The 16,045-nt window shown below is 42.4% G+C and carries 12 protein-coding genes; 6 read left to right on the top strand and 6 right to left on the bottom strand.

The features are described 5' to 3' along the window. The gene (locus SJY39_RS10805; protein WP_016788247.1) at window positions 1–252 is read left to right on the top strand and encodes a hypothetical protein; all 252 of its coding nucleotides are present in this window, start codon (window positions 1–3) and stop codon (window positions 250–252) included. A gap of 107 nt (window positions 253–359) precedes the next feature. On the opposite strand, the gene SJY39_RS10800 is transcribed toward SJY39_RS10805, so the two are convergent. Continuing rightward, complete coding sequence (locus tag SJY39_RS10800) at window positions 360–968, bottom strand: DUF2238 domain-containing protein (RefSeq protein ID WP_016793694.1); 609 nt, start codon at window positions 966–968, stop codon at window positions 360–362. A gap of 199 nt (window positions 969–1,167) precedes the next feature. Between SJY39_RS10800 and SJY39_RS10795 the strand changes: the two genes are divergently transcribed. Together SJY39_RS10795 and SJY39_RS10790 are read left to right on the top strand one after the other, a co-directional pair. After that, window positions 1,168–2,007 (top strand): isopenicillin N synthase family oxygenase, encoded by an 840-nt coding sequence (locus SJY39_RS10795; RefSeq protein WP_016785231.1) that lies wholly within the window; start codon window positions 1,168–1,170, stop codon window positions 2,005–2,007. Window positions 2,008–2,164: 157 nt separating this feature from the next. Then, window positions 2,165–2,803 (top strand): DNA-J related domain-containing protein, encoded by a 639-nt coding sequence (locus SJY39_RS10790; protein ID WP_016767430.1) that lies wholly within the window; start codon window positions 2,165–2,167, stop codon window positions 2,801–2,803. 145 nt (window positions 2,804–2,948) lie between these two features. Here the strand turns inward: SJY39_RS10790 and mrdA are convergent, their stop codons facing one another. The 5 genes from mrdA to SJY39_RS10765 all read right to left on the bottom strand — a co-directional run bounded on the left by mrdA (window position 2,949) and on the right by SJY39_RS10765 (window position 10,864). Next, on the bottom strand, window positions 2,949–4,847 hold the full coding sequence (gene mrdA, locus SJY39_RS10785; protein ID WP_010429629.1) for a penicillin-binding protein 2: 1,899 nt from the start codon (window positions 4,845–4,847) through the stop codon (window positions 2,949–2,951). Window positions 4,848–5,082: 235 nt separating this feature from the next. Next, a complete protein-coding gene (locus SJY39_RS10780; protein ID WP_010429631.1) occupies window positions 5,083–6,738 on the bottom strand; it encodes an ABC-ATPase domain-containing protein in 1,656 nt (551 codons plus the stop codon). A 119-nt stretch (window positions 6,739–6,857) separates the two neighbouring features. Further along, window positions 6,858–8,765 (bottom strand): GGDEF and EAL domain-containing protein, encoded by a 1,908-nt coding sequence (locus tag SJY39_RS10775; RefSeq protein ID WP_016792038.1) that lies wholly within the window; start codon window positions 8,763–8,765, stop codon window positions 6,858–6,860. 176 nt (window positions 8,766–8,941) lie between these two features. Then, the gene (gene fabV, locus SJY39_RS10770) at window positions 8,942–10,141 is read right to left on the bottom strand and encodes an enoyl-ACP reductase FabV (protein ID WP_010429635.1); all 1,200 of its coding nucleotides are present in this window, start codon (window positions 10,139–10,141) and stop codon (window positions 8,942–8,944) included. 81 nt (window positions 10,142–10,222) lie between these two features. Continuing rightward, window positions 10,223–10,864: an arylesterase gene (locus tag SJY39_RS10765; protein ID WP_010429638.1), complete on the bottom strand. Its 642-nt coding sequence runs from the start codon at window positions 10,862–10,864 to the stop codon at window positions 10,223–10,225. On the opposite strand from SJY39_RS10765, the gene SJY39_RS10760 reads away from it, so the two are divergent. The 3 genes from SJY39_RS10760 (at window position 10,863) to SJY39_RS10750 (ending at window position 15,981) form a co-directional block, all read left to right on the top strand. Next, on the top strand, window positions 10,863–11,537 hold the full coding sequence (locus tag SJY39_RS10760) for an ABC transporter ATP-binding protein (protein ID WP_010429639.1): 675 nt from the start codon (window positions 10,863–10,865) through the stop codon (window positions 11,535–11,537). The two genes, SJY39_RS10765 and SJY39_RS10760, sit on opposite strands and share 2 nt — an antisense overlap. A 1-nt stretch (window position 11,538) precedes the next feature. Next, window positions 11,539–13,977 (top strand): ABC transporter permease, encoded by a 2,439-nt coding sequence (locus tag SJY39_RS10755; RefSeq protein ID WP_029203065.1) that lies wholly within the window; start codon window positions 11,539–11,541, stop codon window positions 13,975–13,977. 549 nt (window positions 13,978–14,526) lie between these two features. Further along, window positions 14,527–15,981 (top strand): FAD-dependent oxidoreductase, encoded by a 1,455-nt coding sequence (locus tag SJY39_RS10750; protein ID WP_010429644.1) that lies wholly within the window; start codon window positions 14,527–14,529, stop codon window positions 15,979–15,981. Window positions 15,982–16,045: the final 64 nt, after the last annotated feature.

Below are 16,045 nucleotides of genomic sequence, written 5' to 3'. Positions count from 1 at the left end.
ATGGCTAAACCAAATAAGAAACAACCGATCAAAACGGTTCACATTTTCTGTGCGAAATGTAAAACGCAACTTTTTAAGTATCGCAAAGGTGGCAAAGGTGCACTCATGAAGTGTTTTAAGGAGCGTATTGTTGAAGACTTCACGACAGAGCCATGTGTGTGCCCTGAATGCGGGGTTGAATTTGCGCGAGACACCTTGGTTCGAGGGACGCCTGCTTACAAATTTGTTGGTGGAAAGGTCACAATGAAATAAACAGTCATTATCAAATACCAAGTATGATGACCCACTAAAAATGCCAAAACACTGTTTGTGTTTGGCATTTCAACGTTGCTTTTGATACTCAGAATAAAAGATTGAGCTCAATAAGCTCTGACAATCCCTTGAAGCTTAAGAAGCAGTAGTGAAACAATTGCACCCGTGGTATCACACAGCATGTCTTTCTGTGCATCCCAAATATCACCTTGTGAACCAAGGAACGAGATACCTTCATCACCACCTGCAATCTCCGCGTACCACCACTCTATAATTTCATAACCTGCAGCCACACTCATGATCGCAAATAGCGCAAAGAAACAGGCCAATATCGGTTGAGCCAGCTTTTTACGAATCAAGTACTCAGCGAGTGGGTAAGCATAAAGACCAATAGAGAAGTGCGCCACGCGGTCAAAGTTGTTACGTTCAGAACCTATCATGTTATTGAACCAATCAAATGGCACTTCTGCGAAAGTATATTTCGCGCCAATCGTGTGCAAGATAAGCCAGATAAACATTAGAGCATAAGACATTTTTGAGAAAGTAAGCTTAGTCGAAAGCCACCAAATACCAACGAGAATACATAATGCAGGTACAATTTCCGCTATCCACACAGCTCTCGAAGAAGGCGAAAATGCAGAGAATAGAAAGATAACCAAATAGAAGGCGGTTAACGTAAGTAAAGGTCTATTTTGAACAAGTGGTGTAGTTGTCATCATCAGATCCCAATATAAGTTTCATTAATAGTTACACAGTTTTGAACACTGTTCAATTGGGGTGTATTACCAAATTTGTTGAAAATTAGTGTTGTAGCCCAGTATCTAGACAAACGATTGCGAGAGTTTCACAAAAGTTTGATTTACAACAAAGCGAACCATAAAATCTCTCAATCACTACATAACAAGAAAGAAAGTCATGAAACTGGAAACTGTCGATTATCTTGCTGACGACGCAGCAGAACAATTTGTTCGCTCTCTACGTGAAACTGGATTTGGCGTACTAAAAAACCACCCAATTCCGAAAGAGCTTGTTGAGTCTATTTACGAAAACTGGTACCAATTTTTCATCTCTGAAGAGAAAGAGAACTTCCACTTTAATGTTGAAACACAAGATGGATATTTTCCACCTTCAGTGTCTGAAGTTGCAAAGGGCCACACTGTAAAAGATATCAAAGAGTACTTTCACGTATACCCTTGGGGCCAGATTCCTGATCAGTTGAAAGAACAGATTCTAGATTACTACCAACGTGCTAACACTTTTGCTCAAGAGCTATTGGGTTGGGTTGAAGCGCATGCTCCTAAAGAAGTACAAGAGAAATTTTCAATTGCTCTGTCTGAAATGATTAACGGTAGCGAGCAAACATTACTTCGCGTACTTCACTACCCACCAATGCAAGGTGACGAAGAGCCAGGCGCTATCCGTGCAGCAGCACACGAAGATATCAACCTACTGACTGTTCTTCCTGCTGCAAACGAGCCGGGCCTTCAAGTTAAAGCTCAAAATGACGAGTGGTTAGATGTTCCATGTGACTTCGGTAACATGATCATCAACATCGGCGACATGCTTCAAGAAGCGTCAGGCGGTTACTTCCCATCAACGACACATCGCGTGATTAACCCATCGGGCGAGCGCCAAGAGAAGTCACGTATCTCTCTTCCGCTATTCTTACACCCGAAACCAGAAGTGGTATTATCAGAAAAATACACTGCGAATGAATATTTAATGGAACGTCTACGAGAGCTTGGCGTTATCTAATTAAATAAGTTTTATTCTCTAAAGGGCCAGCGTAATGCTGGTCCTTTTGCTTATATACGTTTAACTGTTTGAATTTTTTTTATTTGAAACTCGACAAATTTCCATAAATCGCTTTCAATTAAAGAACTTCAGGTACTTGGCCACGGGCCCATTCATTATGCTAGACAAGCTAAATACATCGAGCAATCAAGACATAAGCTGTAGTTTCCAAGCTCATATGGAAAACCCTTTGCTTTGGCCAATTATGGAAGTACTCAAACATAAGCCAAGTGGCTGGAAAGTGCATACACTAGCAGCGCACCTCAATGACCTTGGGCTTGTTCCAGTGTTAGATGCTGTGGCTGAGAAAGAGTTGTTCAAAAAGAACTTCCTCATCATGAATGCGCTTTATCAGCTTCAAGAAACCTTACACCCTGATAGCTGGCTGCAAGTCCAAGCGATGGATATCGAATTGATGAATGGTCGTTATCACGAAAGCAGTCACTGCATCGATCATCAAGACCCACTTAGAGACTACTACATTAACTGGGTTAACTATGAAGCTGATGAAGGCGAAGTCAAAAGGCTGTTGAACGAATTTTGGACTCGATACAGGAAGTTTGTTGGTGGTGATGAGCTCGATATGGATCGAAACCGAGCGTTGAGCTTATTTGAGTTACCTTTAGACGCCACTCACCATGAGATTAGAAAACGATGGAGACAACTGGCGTTGAGATGGCATCCAGACAGAGACGAAGGCAACACGGCAAAATTTCAAACGCTCTGTGAAGCGTGGCATGTATTGCGAAGCTCGTAATCGAACGTAACTTTTTGATACCTAGTTGATTTGAAGCCCAAAATAGAAGGCCCTACCTAGTGAGTGAAACAAGTAGGGCTTTGTCGTCATTACGTCTATGTGCTTTAACATACGTTATGTGTTGGTGCTATTTTATTTGTTAGTGCTAGGAGTGATCTTTGTTCTGACCACTTTTATGCTCAAAAGCATAATCCAGAACTTTGCGGATATAAGGCGCACCTACTTTTGAACCACCGTTACCATGTTCAATTACAACAGTTGCGACATATTCAGGGTGTTCATAAGGTGCAAAGGCTGTGTAAAGAGCGTGGTCGAGTAGGTGCGTTGCGAGCTTTTTAGAGTTGTAAACTTGATCCTTCGCCAGATCAAACACCTGTGCCGTCCCTGATTTCCCACCACTAGTATAATTAGTTCCCTTAAATGCACGTCTGCCGCTGCCTCTACTACCGTGGTTTACGAGTCGCATTGCGTTGATCGGCACATCCCATATATTATCTGGCACCTCAGTGATAGACGGCATTGAATCAGATTTAACAAGTTGTTGCGTGTCAAAATCTTCTCCGTGATCTAACGTTGCTCGTAAAATATGGGGAGGCATGACTTTACCGTGATTAACCAAAACTGACGTTGCTTTAGCTAATTGTAGAGGTGTAGAAGTCCAGTAGCCCTGGCCAATACCGATTGGAACTGTATCACCTTGATACCAAGGCGTACGATAGCGCATCATTTTCCACTCACGTGTCGGCATATTGGCGTTACTCTCTTCATAGATATCAATTCCTGTTGGTTTGCCAAAGCCAAAGCGATTCATCCAAGTTGAAATACGATCGATGCCCAGATCAAAAGCGGTTTGATAAAAGAATGAATCAACCGATTCTTCAATCGCTTGTGTCACATCGACAGGACCATGTCCCCAACGCTTCCAATCTCGCCATGCTTTCGAATTGGATTTAGAACCTGGAATTCGCCATATACCATGATCATTACGAACGGTATTTTCTGAAATGACATGCTCTTGTAGCCCAGCAACGGCCATAAATGGTTTAACTGTAGAGGCGGGCGGGTACACGCCTAACGTTGTGCGATTCACCAAGGGATGAGCAGGATCGTTCAGTAATACTTGATAGTTTTTACTCGATATACCATCAACAAACAGATTTGGGTCATAACTAGGACTCGATGCCATCGCTAAAACACTGTTGTCTTTCGGATCAAGAATCACAGCACTACCAGTGCGATTTTCGAGTTGCTCGAACACGTACTTTTGTAACTCGATATCGATGTTGAGAACGATGTCTTTACCTGCGACGGGGGGGACGTATTGGATTGTTCTCACAACACGACCACGGCTATTGACTTCAACTTCTTGATAACCTTTTTGTCCGTGGAGTAAGTCTTCGTAATATCGCTCCACGCCGAGTTTACCTATGGTGGTAGTGGCTTGATAGTTAGCGTCTTTACCTTGTTCTTCTAGCTTTTTTAGATCGCTATCATTGATATGAGCAACATACCCTAAAACATGAGTTAGTATTTCACCGCTAGGGTAAAAACGTTTTAGGCTGGTATTGATGGATAAACCCGGAAATTGATATTGATGAACAGAAAACTTAGCGATTTCTTCTTCTGTGAGGTTTTCCAGTATTGTTACCGACTTAAAACGGCGAGTGTTCTTAAAGCGCTTTGTGAAACGAGCGATTTGTTCCTCATTTAGAGGAATAAACTTATTGAGCTTTTCGATCATCAACTCAACGTCATCCGTTTGTTCAGGAATCATTGTCAAATCATAGACGAGTTGGTTTTCAGCCAATAGCACACCATTGCGGTCGTATATCAGCCCACGAGTCGGAGCGATTGGCAGTACTTTGATTCGATTACCATCGGCGCGAGTTTGGTAGCTCTCAAAATTTTGGACTTGGAGTCTATAAAGATTTCCAATCAAGACGAGGGTGAAGATCACAATCCCGAGAAATGCCACGATGACACGATTTCTGAATAAATTTACTTCGCTTTTATGATCACGCATTTTTACGCGTTTGTGGTTCATCAAAACCTCAGTCAGTTACATTTAGTTACATTTGTCGAGGCAGGACTTTATCTGAATATCACCATGGCTTTGTAAAAGCTGTGTCATTATTTACAAGATTGTCTGATATTACGAATGCAATAAAGAAAACTGAATTAAATTAGACGGGGATCCACGAGAAATTTAGAGAATACACGCGAAAAAATGGCCCTCATGAGTGAGAGCCGAAGATATGTATTAGTGCTGTTGGGTATATCTAGTTCGAAGGTTTGAACTGAGATTTACGCATACGGTTTAGAGCCGCCATTACATCGAGTATTCTTGGTTTTGCTAAGTCACCATATTTCGGCATGTTTGCGTACCATTCATCACTTAGAATTGCGTTGAATTCTTTTGCAGGGTTGTTTGACCAACCCGGCGTTTGTGCAAACTGGAACCAAGCCCAACCAATCGCGTTCACTTCTGAAGTCGACTCTAATTGCTCTAATGCTGAAAGGTCAGCAAATTCCTTACCAAAACGCAGTGACTCTTTGCCTTTCGCGTTAACTCTGAATTTTCCGTCAGTAAGAATGTTCATTAGTGCAGCGCGGTTTAACGAGCGAGGAACAAACGTTTCTAATGCCGTCTCACATTCGTTAGTTCGCTGAGTAGGATGTTGAGCGATCACTTCTTGAGCTTTTTCAGTGACGTCTACGGCTTGGTAGTCGTGCATTTGAATCACAGTATCTGCCACATCTAAGTAATCGCCAGAACCACCCATTACTACGATAGTTGATATGTCCATCTCTTCGCGAAGTTGACCAATACGGTCAACAAGTGGAGTGATAGGCTCAGCCCCTTTTGATACCAGCGCTTGCATACGCTCGTCACGAATCATGAAATTAGTCGCTGACGTATCTTCATCGATAAGGAGCGTTTGTACACCCGCTTCAATCGATTCTTGTAACCAAGCAGCTTGAGATGTAGAGCCAGAAGCATCTTGAGTACTAAAATCAGACGTATCTTTTTGCATCGGTAAATGGTTGATGTAGTTAGATAAGTTCAAGTTATGTACGCATCGGCCATCTTCCGCTCGGATCTTCATTGTATCCGTAGCAGTAACAATGCCTTCACGACCATCACCAGGAATATGGTTGTAGATAGAACGTTCTACGGCGTTCAATAGTGTAGATTTACCATGGAAACCACCACCAACAATCAGTGTGATACCTTTTGGAATACCTAGGCCTGTCACATCACCTTGGTTTGGTGTGTTTAGCGTCACACTCAAAGACTCTGGTGCTAGGAAAGGAACCGCACCTTTCATTGGCAGGTCACAGTTACCTGCAATACGAGGTAATACACTGCCATTTGCAACGAATGCCGCTAGGTTGTTTTCTTCTAATTGAGCACGTAATGCGTCTTGGTCTTCAACAGCTTCACAATGTTTAATCATCGCTTCAATGTTGAGTTCGCGTTCAAGCGTTGCGCGACGAATAAACTTAGGCAAATAGAATGTAATGATGTTAATTGCTTTCTTTGCAAGAATACTGCGACCATCAGCAGGTAGGTTGATACGAAAACGAATTTCGATACCGTGATCAGTGAAAACAACAGCAGTATTGTCTAAAACGGTTTGACCTGTCAGTGCAATAGAGACCGTCGCTTCTTGCTTAGCAAACTCAGAGAAGCTGCGTGCAATAAAATCACGAGCTGCTACTTGGTATTCATAAGATTTTTCTTTAAGCCAATCTAACCCTGTTAACGACCAGGCGCGTGTTGCGCGAAAACGTGAAGATGATGCATACGGGTCACCTTGAACGTGGTCGATGTGTAATTCGAAATCAGCAAAGTCGTATTGACCTTTAATTTGTTGATATGCGCGGAAGTTTTGTTTTTCGAGCTTTTTAAGCTTTGCAGTCAACTGATCCATAACGAGGAATGCCTATATAAAGGGAAGATAAAAACAGAAAGGCGGCGATTATAAAAATCACCACCTTTAGAGTAAAGAGAAAGTAGGCCTAAATCCAAAACTAACTGATCTTTTTCGCTTTAAGCGTAACGAGTTGTCCCTAAATAGTTTTGATTGATTAAGCTGTGTTCGAATTCTTGGCTCGGCATTGGTCTACCGTAAAGATATCCTTGAGCCACATCACAACCCTCATCAATAATAAACTTCTCTTGAACTTCAGATTCTACTCCTTCAATCGTCACTTTTAAGTCGAGCTTTTTGGCTATTTGAACAATAGATCGGACAATTTCTGAGTCTTCATTTGAGTTGAGCATTTGGTCGATGAAACTCTTATCAATCTTAATAACATCAAACGGAAATTTCTTAAGGTAACTGAATGATGCGTAACCGGTACCAAAATCATCTAGTGACAATGTAACGCCAATGTCGTGTAGTGATTCCAATGTATTCTTGGCAACAACTTCATCTGCAATCAGTCCACTTTCAGTGACTTCCAGTTCTAATAAATAGGGCTCAAGGTGGTAAGTTTCTAATAGGTGAACGACTTGTTCTGCAAAGTGGACGTTCTTGAGTTGGACTGCTGAAACATTAACAGCCATTTTGAAGTCTTGAACGTGTTTCGACCATTCTTTGGCTTTTTCGATCGCATGACGTAGAACAAAGCTACCGACTTCAAAAATCAAACCGTTTTGCTCAGCCATGTGTATCAAAGTTTCGTTGGAGATGTCTCCCAAAACTGGGTGACGCCAACGTAGTAGAGCCTCTGCACCAACCCAGCGATGAGTTAATGGACAGACTTTGGGTTGAAAATAGAGCATGAGGTCATCATTACGAACGGCCTGTAGTAGGTAACTCTCAATCTTATTGATGTGACTTTGTTCTTCGGCATGGGTTTGCGAGTAGTAAGCAAATTTTTGTCCTGAATCTTTACAAGCAAGCATCGCTTCTGATGACTTTTGCAATACACTTTCCGCATCGTCTTCACTATCCGTTACCGCAATCCCAATAAATGCATGTAAGTGAATTTTATCGTTTTCAATATCGAACTCGGAATGTCCCACTCTAACCAAAGTTTGACAAAGCTCTTCAAGGCGATGGTCTAAATCTTTAACACTGAACGCAAGTACGAGGTCAATCGAAGTAGGGCGCGCGGTTAATACCTCAAGATCGGCTATGCTGTCGATTCGTTGTCGATATTCGACGAGCACTTGATCTAATGCGTTGTAACCATAGCGTGCTTGGATGCGTCTTCCGTTAGTAAATCCAATATGGACGACAGCGAATGAACGGCTAGTTAGCGTTGTTTTGGCTGAAAGTTTGTTGTTTAAGCGGGATTCAAACGCATTGCGGTTTAAAAAACCGGTTCCTAAATCATGATTCTTTTGAAAGTTTATCTTTTGCTCAGCGGCTTTTCGTTTATCAATTTCTTGATTTAAGGAATAGTTGAGGCTTGCGAGATCCTTGGTTCGAGTATAAACGCGATTTTTCAAGTCTCGATTCATTTGAGTCAGCTTAGCGTGTTGAAACAGGGTTTTTAGCTGAGATTCTATAGAGATTCGAAAGCTTTCTAACAGCTTGATGTAGGTAGGTGTGTAATGGTTTTCTTTAGAATCTAAAATACATATGGTGCCGAAAAGCTCACCATTAGGCCATAGCAGCGGAATACCACAGTAAGAAACTAAGCCGAGCTCGACATCTGGGTTGTTTTTCCATTTTGGATCGGCCAAAGCGTTGGGCACAACGAGCTGTTGTTGAGACTCCATAACGCTTTCACAATAAAGCCCGTTTCCCAATATTTCTGTATCGCCTTTCTTATATGGGTTGTTTTCACTGCTGCTAGTAGAGAATACTTCAAGGTAATTGGTGTGAACACGCATGATGAGTGCAGCGGGCACTTGAGTGATTTGAGCTAAAAGGTCAACAATATTTTGCCAACTAGACTCCATATCGTCTGGGATGTCTAAATCTAGAGTTTTGATTTTCTTCATATGACTCCGAGTCTATTATGCTAAATGCATCAACACATCCTGTGTCAATTATGATGAACCAAAAACTGTGAATCTTACGTAAACTAAGTATAAGAAATGTTATAGAAAAAAACCTCTGCAATTTCACAGAGGTTTTCAAATATGAATCTGGGTCTCAGTAATGAGATAAGTTTCAATTAAGGCTTTAACTTTATAAAATCTTCAGTGTTAAGTTTCTGATTATAGTCTACGGATGGCTGAGCAAATCCATTTAACTGCAGAAACTCCTCTTTAAACCCTTTGTAGTCACCCAGGGTTTGGAAGTTATTTCCATCCATAACATCAAGTAACTCTGCAACATGCGCTTGTGTCTCAGGATCTAACTCCCAATCATCCATTCTTATCAGGCGTTCACCATCAAGTGGTACTTTTGATTGGCCATATAATTTGCTGCTAAAAAGACGCTGCATCTGCTGGATACAACCTTCGTGTGTCTCCTTTTCTTTCATTACTTTATACAGAGCAAGTAGGTAAGGACTTAATCCTGGAATGAATACGCTTGCCTTAGTCACCAATGCCTTACAAACCGTCGCGTAAGCGTTACCATCAAAGTTTGCCAACTCAAGGTTGAGCGCGTGGCTGGTTTGGTGAAGATCTATCTTGGCACGACCTAAAGTGCCGTCTAGATAAATAGGGTGTGTCACTTCTGGGCCAACATAAGAAAACGCAATTGTCTTACACCCTGGGGCAATAGATTCTGCGTTAATGAGCTCATCTATCCAGTTTTCCCAATCTTCTCCGCCCATTACCTTGAGTGTACTTTCGGCTTCTTCTTCCGTCGCAGCTTCAAGCGTATTGGTCACCCAGTTGTCATGTTGAAGAGAGATGGTGGCGCCAGTAACGCTTTCGCCAATAGGTTTAATCGCGGAGCGCCAGAATTCATCGGAATCGGGTTTAGGTCTAACGCCAGCAGCTAAGCTGTATACAATGAGATCGACTTCACCTTCGAAGTAAGTTTCAATGGCTTCGACAACTTGTGCACGTGTTTCTTTTGAAAAAGCATCTCCAACGATGTTTATCGCAGTACGTTGTTCACGTTCGGCTTCTTTTTTGAAATAGATGTTGTTGTACCAACCGGCGGTCCCTAGCGATTTTTCATTAGGACCACGTTCAAATGAAACACCGATGGTGTCTGCTTTAGCCCCGCCAAAAGTAAGAGCGATACGAGAGGCGAGGCCGAAGCCCGAGGAAGCGCCGAGAATCAGTACTCGTTTAGGGCCATCTTTGATTTGCGGCGCACTCTTAACAAATTTAATTTGTTGCTTGACAGCTTCTTGACAGCCGAGAGGGTGTGCGCTTTTGGCTACCACACCCTTGATAATAGGTTCGATCAGCATAAATAACCTTACAGTTAACGGTGATATGCACTCAGGCTAACGTAAAGCTGTGTAAAATTTATTGAGCTAGACCATTAAAACCTAAAGATACTGATATAATTCTTCGGCGACAAATTCAGCGATCCAAGGTTGAGCTTCAGGTTTTGGATGCAATCCATCGTTCATCATCCACTCAGGTTTAAGGATGATATGCTCCAGGAAAAATGGCAAAAGCGGTACATTTTTTTGATCAGCAAGTGACGTGAAAACGTATTCAAATTGTTGGTTATAACGCTTACCGTAGTTAGGTGGGATTTTTATCTGCATCATGATTGGTGTGGCGCCCGAGGCTTTTATCTGCTCAATGATTTGGTCTAAATTTGCAGACATCAGCTTAGGTGGGAAGCCACGAAGTCCGTCATTCGCTCCTAGCTCAATAAGAACGGTGTCAGGCGCATGCTCTTCAAGTAGCTGCGGTAAACGTGCTAAACCGTTGCCTGTTGTGTCACCAGAGATACTACCATTAACCACGGTAATCGCTTTATCATGCTTCGTAAGAGCGTCCGGCAGCAAACTTGGCCAACTCTGTTTGATATCCATGTTGTAGCCAGCACTCAAACTATCGCCAAGTATCAATAAAGTAGCGCTTGGAGCTAACGTAGGATTTCGAACTAGGTCAGTATTTTGAGCCAACGAAGCGGTTGAAAATAAAATAAAAAATAAAAAGGAAATTAGTCGAGTCATGCATACATCCATCATAAAAGCAGAAGCTGTTTCCAAGACAGTGTCTACTAATCAAGAACATTTAACAATCTTAGAACACGTCGATATCGATATTCGTGAAGGCGAAACTGTGGCGATTGTGGGGACATCCGGTGCTGGTAAATCGACCTTAATGACTTTGCTTGCGGGTCTTGATGTACCAACAATGGGCGAAATCAGTTTATTAGGTCAGCCTCTATCACAACTTGATGATGAAGCTAGAGCAAAAATCCGCAGTGAATCTGTCGGGTTTGTATTTCAGAGCTTTTTGTTAATCCCAAGTTTATCTGCACTGCAAAATGTCACACTACCTTGTTTGCTTAAAGGTGAAGACGAAGACATCGAACGTGCGACCGCTTTATTAGAGTCTGTCGGATTAAAAGACAGGCTCGATCACTTACCATCTCAACTATCTGGCGGCGAGCAACAAAGAGTAGCTTTAGCCCGTGCCTTTATGATCAAACCAAAAATCTTGTTTGCCGATGAACCTACCGGCAACCTAGACCAACAGACGGCAGCAAAAATTATCGAGCTGTTGTTTGAGCTCAACTCTTCCCACGGAACAACGTTAGTCTTAGTGACACATGATCCTAAGCTTGCACAACGTTGCCAGCGAACTTTGAAAATGCACGTCGGTCATATAGAGGAAGTCTAAATTGAATTCATCAAAGGGACTCAACAAACGCCTGTTTTCATGGAGTATAGAAGAGATTCGACACGGACAACTGTGGCCAGTATCGATCGCTTTAACGCTAATTATTGCCTGTGTATTCGCGTTGTCAGCGTTGGCGGAGCGTATGGAACAAGTCATTGTTAAGCAGGGAAAGGATGCTTTAACAGCGGACAGTGTGTTTATTTCGGCGAACCCAATCCCACAGCTCTTACTCGAACTCACTGAAGCTGAGCAGTTAGAAAGCTCCCAATTAACCCGTTTTTCAACCATGGCATTTAGTGACCACTCAATGCAGTTAGTCACGGTTAAGGCTGTTGAAAGCAATTATCCATTACGCGGCGAAATGATACTTCAGCAAGCTAATGATACGTTTAGAAATCACGTAGAGCCGGGGGAACTTTGGCTGGATGAACGTATATTTGCTCAACTTGAAGTTGAAATTGGTGACAATGTCACGATTGGCGATGCGGATTTAACGATAACAGGGCGAATCACCCAAGAGCCTGGGTTGAGCTTTAACCCATTCCAACAGATGCCTGCAGTATTGATACACGAAAGTGATATCGATGCCACAGGTGCAATTCAACCGGGCAGTCGCGTTAGCTTTAGATTGTTTTTGAACGGCGATGAAACACAGCTTCAATCCGCTCAAGACAGTATCGAATTAACACCAAGCGATCGATGGCGCACGCAAGATTCAGCAAGCCGCACCAATGAGATGTTTGAAAGCACCACGCAATACCTGTCACTGACCGTTGCCATCGTGGTGATTATGGCTGCAACGACTTTAGTTTTAACTTGCCAGCACTATGTGGCGAGTCGTCGTAAAACCATCGCGATGCTTAAAAGCTTGGGGGCGAGTAAGCAATGGATCATTAAATGGCTGTCAGTACAGGTCTTTCTACTTGTGGTTATTGGCGCAGTATTAGGCATCGCTATAGGTATAGGCCTAGAGTTTTTGCTTCGAATTCCGCTCGGAGACTTACTGCCAACGCCGCTTCCTAGCTATGGTGCAGAACCTGCTATTTTGGCCATTTTATCTAGTCTTTTGATTGGTGTTCCTGCACTCGGAATTCCATTGATTGGCTTGGTCTCGACCTCAGCAATCAGCGTGATTCAATCGAGCCACCAGTCAAACGAAAGTTATAAGAAGTACTTGTTATTGCTCGTTCCTATTATTCCAATGATGTTGATGTACGGCGATAACTTGTTGGTATGGATAGTCTTAGTGGGTATTGCATGCCTGTTCCTAGTGCTAGCAATAGTGAGTACGGTTGTTCTTCGCCTATTCAGTAAGTTGCCAACGTCAACATCGATGCGCTTGGCGTTAAGCCGAATTAATCGAACACCATTAGCAACGGGCATCCAATTTGGCTCTTTGGCTTTGTCTTTAATGTTGTTATCGATTATTTGGTTAGTAAGAAGCGATTTATTATCCGATTGGCAACAAACCTTACCTGAAAACGCACCCAATGCTTTCGCACTGAATATTGCGAGCTATGAAAAAGACAGTTATCTCGCGACCATTGACTCGAATGAAGTAGAGCGTACTCAAGCATTTCCAATTATTCGTGGACGATTGACGACAATCAATGGCGTAGAGGCAGCAGAATACAGCGATACATCTGATCAGACCGACGCTCTTAGTCGTGAGATTAATTTCACTTGGGGTGATAGTTTGCCTGAATACAATGAGGTGCTAGAAGGCAGTTGGACACAAGGGCAGGGCGTGTCTGTTGAATCTGATGTGGCTGATCAACTTGGATTGAAGATTGATGATGAACTTTCGTTTACCATTAATAGCCAAAGCGTTTCCGCAAAAGTGAATAGCATCCGAGAAGTAGAGTGGCGCGAAATGAAACCGAACTTCTATTTTATCTTTACTCCTGATGTTTTGAGTTCGATTCCGTCAACCTGGCTAGTGAGCTTCAGGCTCGAAGAGCAACACAATCAAATGCTCAACGAACTGTCCCGAAAGCATCCAACCGTCAGTTTGATGGATATTCGTAAAATGGGTAGTAAGATCCAGGAACTACTCAAGCAGATTGTTTGGTCTATTACCGTGCTTGCGGCTTTGGGTGTTGTAGCGGGGCTGTTACTCATTTTTACCTTACTAAGGTTGAGTTTATCCCAAAGACAACAAGAAATACGCTTGTATCGAACTCTAGGGGCAAGTAAGAAGCGGATTCTCAACACGATTTGGTGTGAATATGGCTTAATGGCTTTAGTCGCGGGTTCTATTGCTGCTCTAGGTTCAGAACTTAGCGTAGCCGGTGTAATGAACTTTGGTTTTGAGTTAGAACCATCGCTTCACCCAATGCTCTGGGTTGTTTTACCAATTCTTACTTTCATCACGCTAGCTGCTGTCGTGAATAGTTTGATTAAACGATTGTTAGCGCCAATGAACAAAGATTTTGGTTAAAAACCAACAGACGGCAAGTAAAGATTAAAAATTAACGAAATCGAGTCAAACGGTCTAAAGTGAATTTTTTATACTTAGTCATGCACTATCTATAATACACCGCTTTAGATCGTTTTTTATTTGACCAACTCGTAGTATAAGTAAAAAATTTCACACCTTAAAATCGACATTTTTTAGCATTAATTAAAAGTTATTGAGCAATAATGCCGATTTAATGAACAACGGTTAGTCCCTGTAAACAAAGGGTTTGCGCAACTTAGCAAGAACGTTATCAACAGTTATCCACAAAAACGGTGGATAACTTTAGGGATAAGTTAACATCATTGTTTTACAAGTATTGAGGCAGCCTTTATGTGGCGTCACTTAGGGCAAATTCGACTGTTAGAATAACCTTTAAAACTCTATCTGGAGTTATTGAGTCAAGAGATTATTTATATTTTTTACATAGATATTAATAAGTGCCCAACTAAGACCTTGATAAAAATGTGTTTTAATTCGTCGCAGAACAAAAGTAGAATAGAGACAGTTAATCATATTCTACAGAACACGATGAACCACAACAAAACGGATACAAATCAACCTTCTATTGCCATTGTTGGTGGCGGCATTGCCGGAACGACAAGTGCGATTCACTTTAGTGAGTTGGGTTTTAATGTCACTATCTTGGAAAAAGGGCCGAGTTTGGTTAATGGCCCACCTATTTGCCACCTGCACGCGGGCGGCAATTTGTATCGAGATATTTCTGTAGAGCAATGTCTACAACTTCTCACTCAGTCTATTGATACCGTCCGTTTATTCCCACACACCATCAATATACGCCCAACAATCATTGCTGTGCCGCATAGTGATGGTGGGGAACCAATGGATCTACTTCCTCGTTTAAAGATAATCAAAAACGCTTACGCTGAGCTTGTTAAACAAGATAACAGCAATCAAGTGCTTGGTGACCCGGATGAGTACTACAAACTTTATAGCAAAGATGAGTTGTTAGCCCTTTCTACAAAAACTCAGCCTCTAAAACCGATTTCACTCGACGACTGGTGCATTCCTTTTGCTAAGCATACTAATTTAGATACGCTTAAATACCCGGTCGCAATGGTTCAAGAGTATGGCTGGAGTGTATTTCGACTTTCGGCGACGGCTCAACTGTCTTTAGGTAAGCAACCGAATTGTACTGTGTTGACCAACAGTCGCTTAAAGTCTGTTGAATCGACAGGACAAGGCTGGTCTTTGACTTACTCAGACCATGAAAACCAAAACCAACATCTGACGACTGACTACTTGATCAATGCTAGTGGGTTTGAAACAGGTATTGTGGATGATTTTGTCGGTTCGAAACAACAAAGACTTGTTGAGTTCAAAGCTGCATACGTGACAGAGTGGCCATATTCTCAAGAATGCAAAGAAGAGTGGCCAGAGGTAATCTTCCATGGCCCGAGAGGCACCCCGCAAGGTATGGCGCAATTAACGCCGTATGCTGATGGTGTGTTCCAACTTCACGGTATGACAGAAGGGATTACTCTGTTTGAGGGTGGGCTAGTTTCTTCATCAACAGATTCGTCCCAGCCACAGTTGCCTTCAAAGCTTCTTAAGAAAATCGTATCCGGTTGGAGCGAAGAGCAACTTGAATTAAGAACTCGTGCTGCAATTACGCATATGTCTCAGTTCATCCCAAGTTTTAGTTCTGCAATGGTTGGTGGCAAACCTCTGTTTGGCGCGCAGCAGATTCCAGGAACCGATCCGAGTCTAAGAGCTTCAGATGTTTCATTCTGTGGTGATCGCTATGCTCGACTTGAAGTCGTAAAGGCGTCTTCAACACTAGAGGCCGCGCAGAAGGTTGCTCAACGTTGGTTTGGTGTGACCGAGACTATGCCGATTGAAAGCGCACACTCAGTGACAATGTCACTTAACATAAATGATATTGAAAACAGAGCGATAGACTTGACCAAGGAACGTGGTTACCCGGACGCTCTTGCTAAAATATCAGGGCAAGAGCACCACTAAAAGCTTATTCAGCCTTGTTTGTTACCCAAACCAAGATGCCAAAAGTCAAACCCAGCTTACTAGC

Origin of the sequence: Vibrio sp. R78045 (assembly GCF_042466085.1) — a bacterium.
GTDB classification, from domain to species: Bacteria; Pseudomonadota; Gammaproteobacteria; order Enterobacterales; family Vibrionaceae; genus Vibrio; species Vibrio cyclitrophicus.
This window is presented reverse-complemented; position numbering and strand designations above follow the sequence as displayed.

Excerpts from the sequence above, each read along its gene's own strand:
- SJY39_RS10760 (WP_010429639.1), top strand. The coding sequence starts at position 10,863 with ATGCATACATCCATCATAAAAGCAGAAGCTGTTTCCAAGACAGTGTCT.
- SJY39_RS10805 (WP_016788247.1), top strand. The coding sequence starts at position 1 with ATGGCTAAACCAAATAAGAAACAACCGATCAAAACGGTTCACATTTTC.
- SJY39_RS10795 (WP_016785231.1), top strand. The coding sequence starts at position 1,168 with ATGAAACTGGAAACTGTCGATTATCTTGCTGACGACGCAGCAGAACAA.
- SJY39_RS10750 (WP_010429644.1), top strand. The coding sequence starts at position 14,527 with ATGAACCACAACAAAACGGATACAAATCAACCTTCTATTGCCATTGTT.
- SJY39_RS10765 (WP_010429638.1), bottom strand. The coding sequence starts at position 10,864 with ATGACTCGACTAATTTCCTTTTTATTTTTTATTTTATTTTCAACCGCT.
- SJY39_RS10800 (WP_016793694.1), bottom strand. The coding sequence starts at position 968 with ATGACAACTACACCACTTGTTCAAAATAGACCTTTACTTACGTTAACC.
- mrdA (WP_010429629.1), bottom strand. The coding sequence starts at position 4,847 with ATGAACCACAAACGCGTAAAAATGCGTGATCATAAAAGCGAAGTAAAT.
- SJY39_RS10775 (WP_016792038.1), bottom strand. The coding sequence starts at position 8,765 with ATGAAGAAAATCAAAACTCTAGATTTAGACATCCCAGACGATATGGAG.
- fabV (WP_010429635.1), bottom strand. The coding sequence starts at position 10,141 with ATGCTGATCGAACCTATTATCAAGGGTGTGGTAGCCAAAAGCGCACAC.
- SJY39_RS10790 (WP_016767430.1), top strand. The coding sequence starts at position 2,165 with ATGCTAGACAAGCTAAATACATCGAGCAATCAAGACATAAGCTGTAGT.
- SJY39_RS10780 (WP_010429631.1), bottom strand. The coding sequence starts at position 6,738 with ATGGATCAGTTGACTGCAAAGCTTAAAAAGCTCGAAAAACAAAACTTC.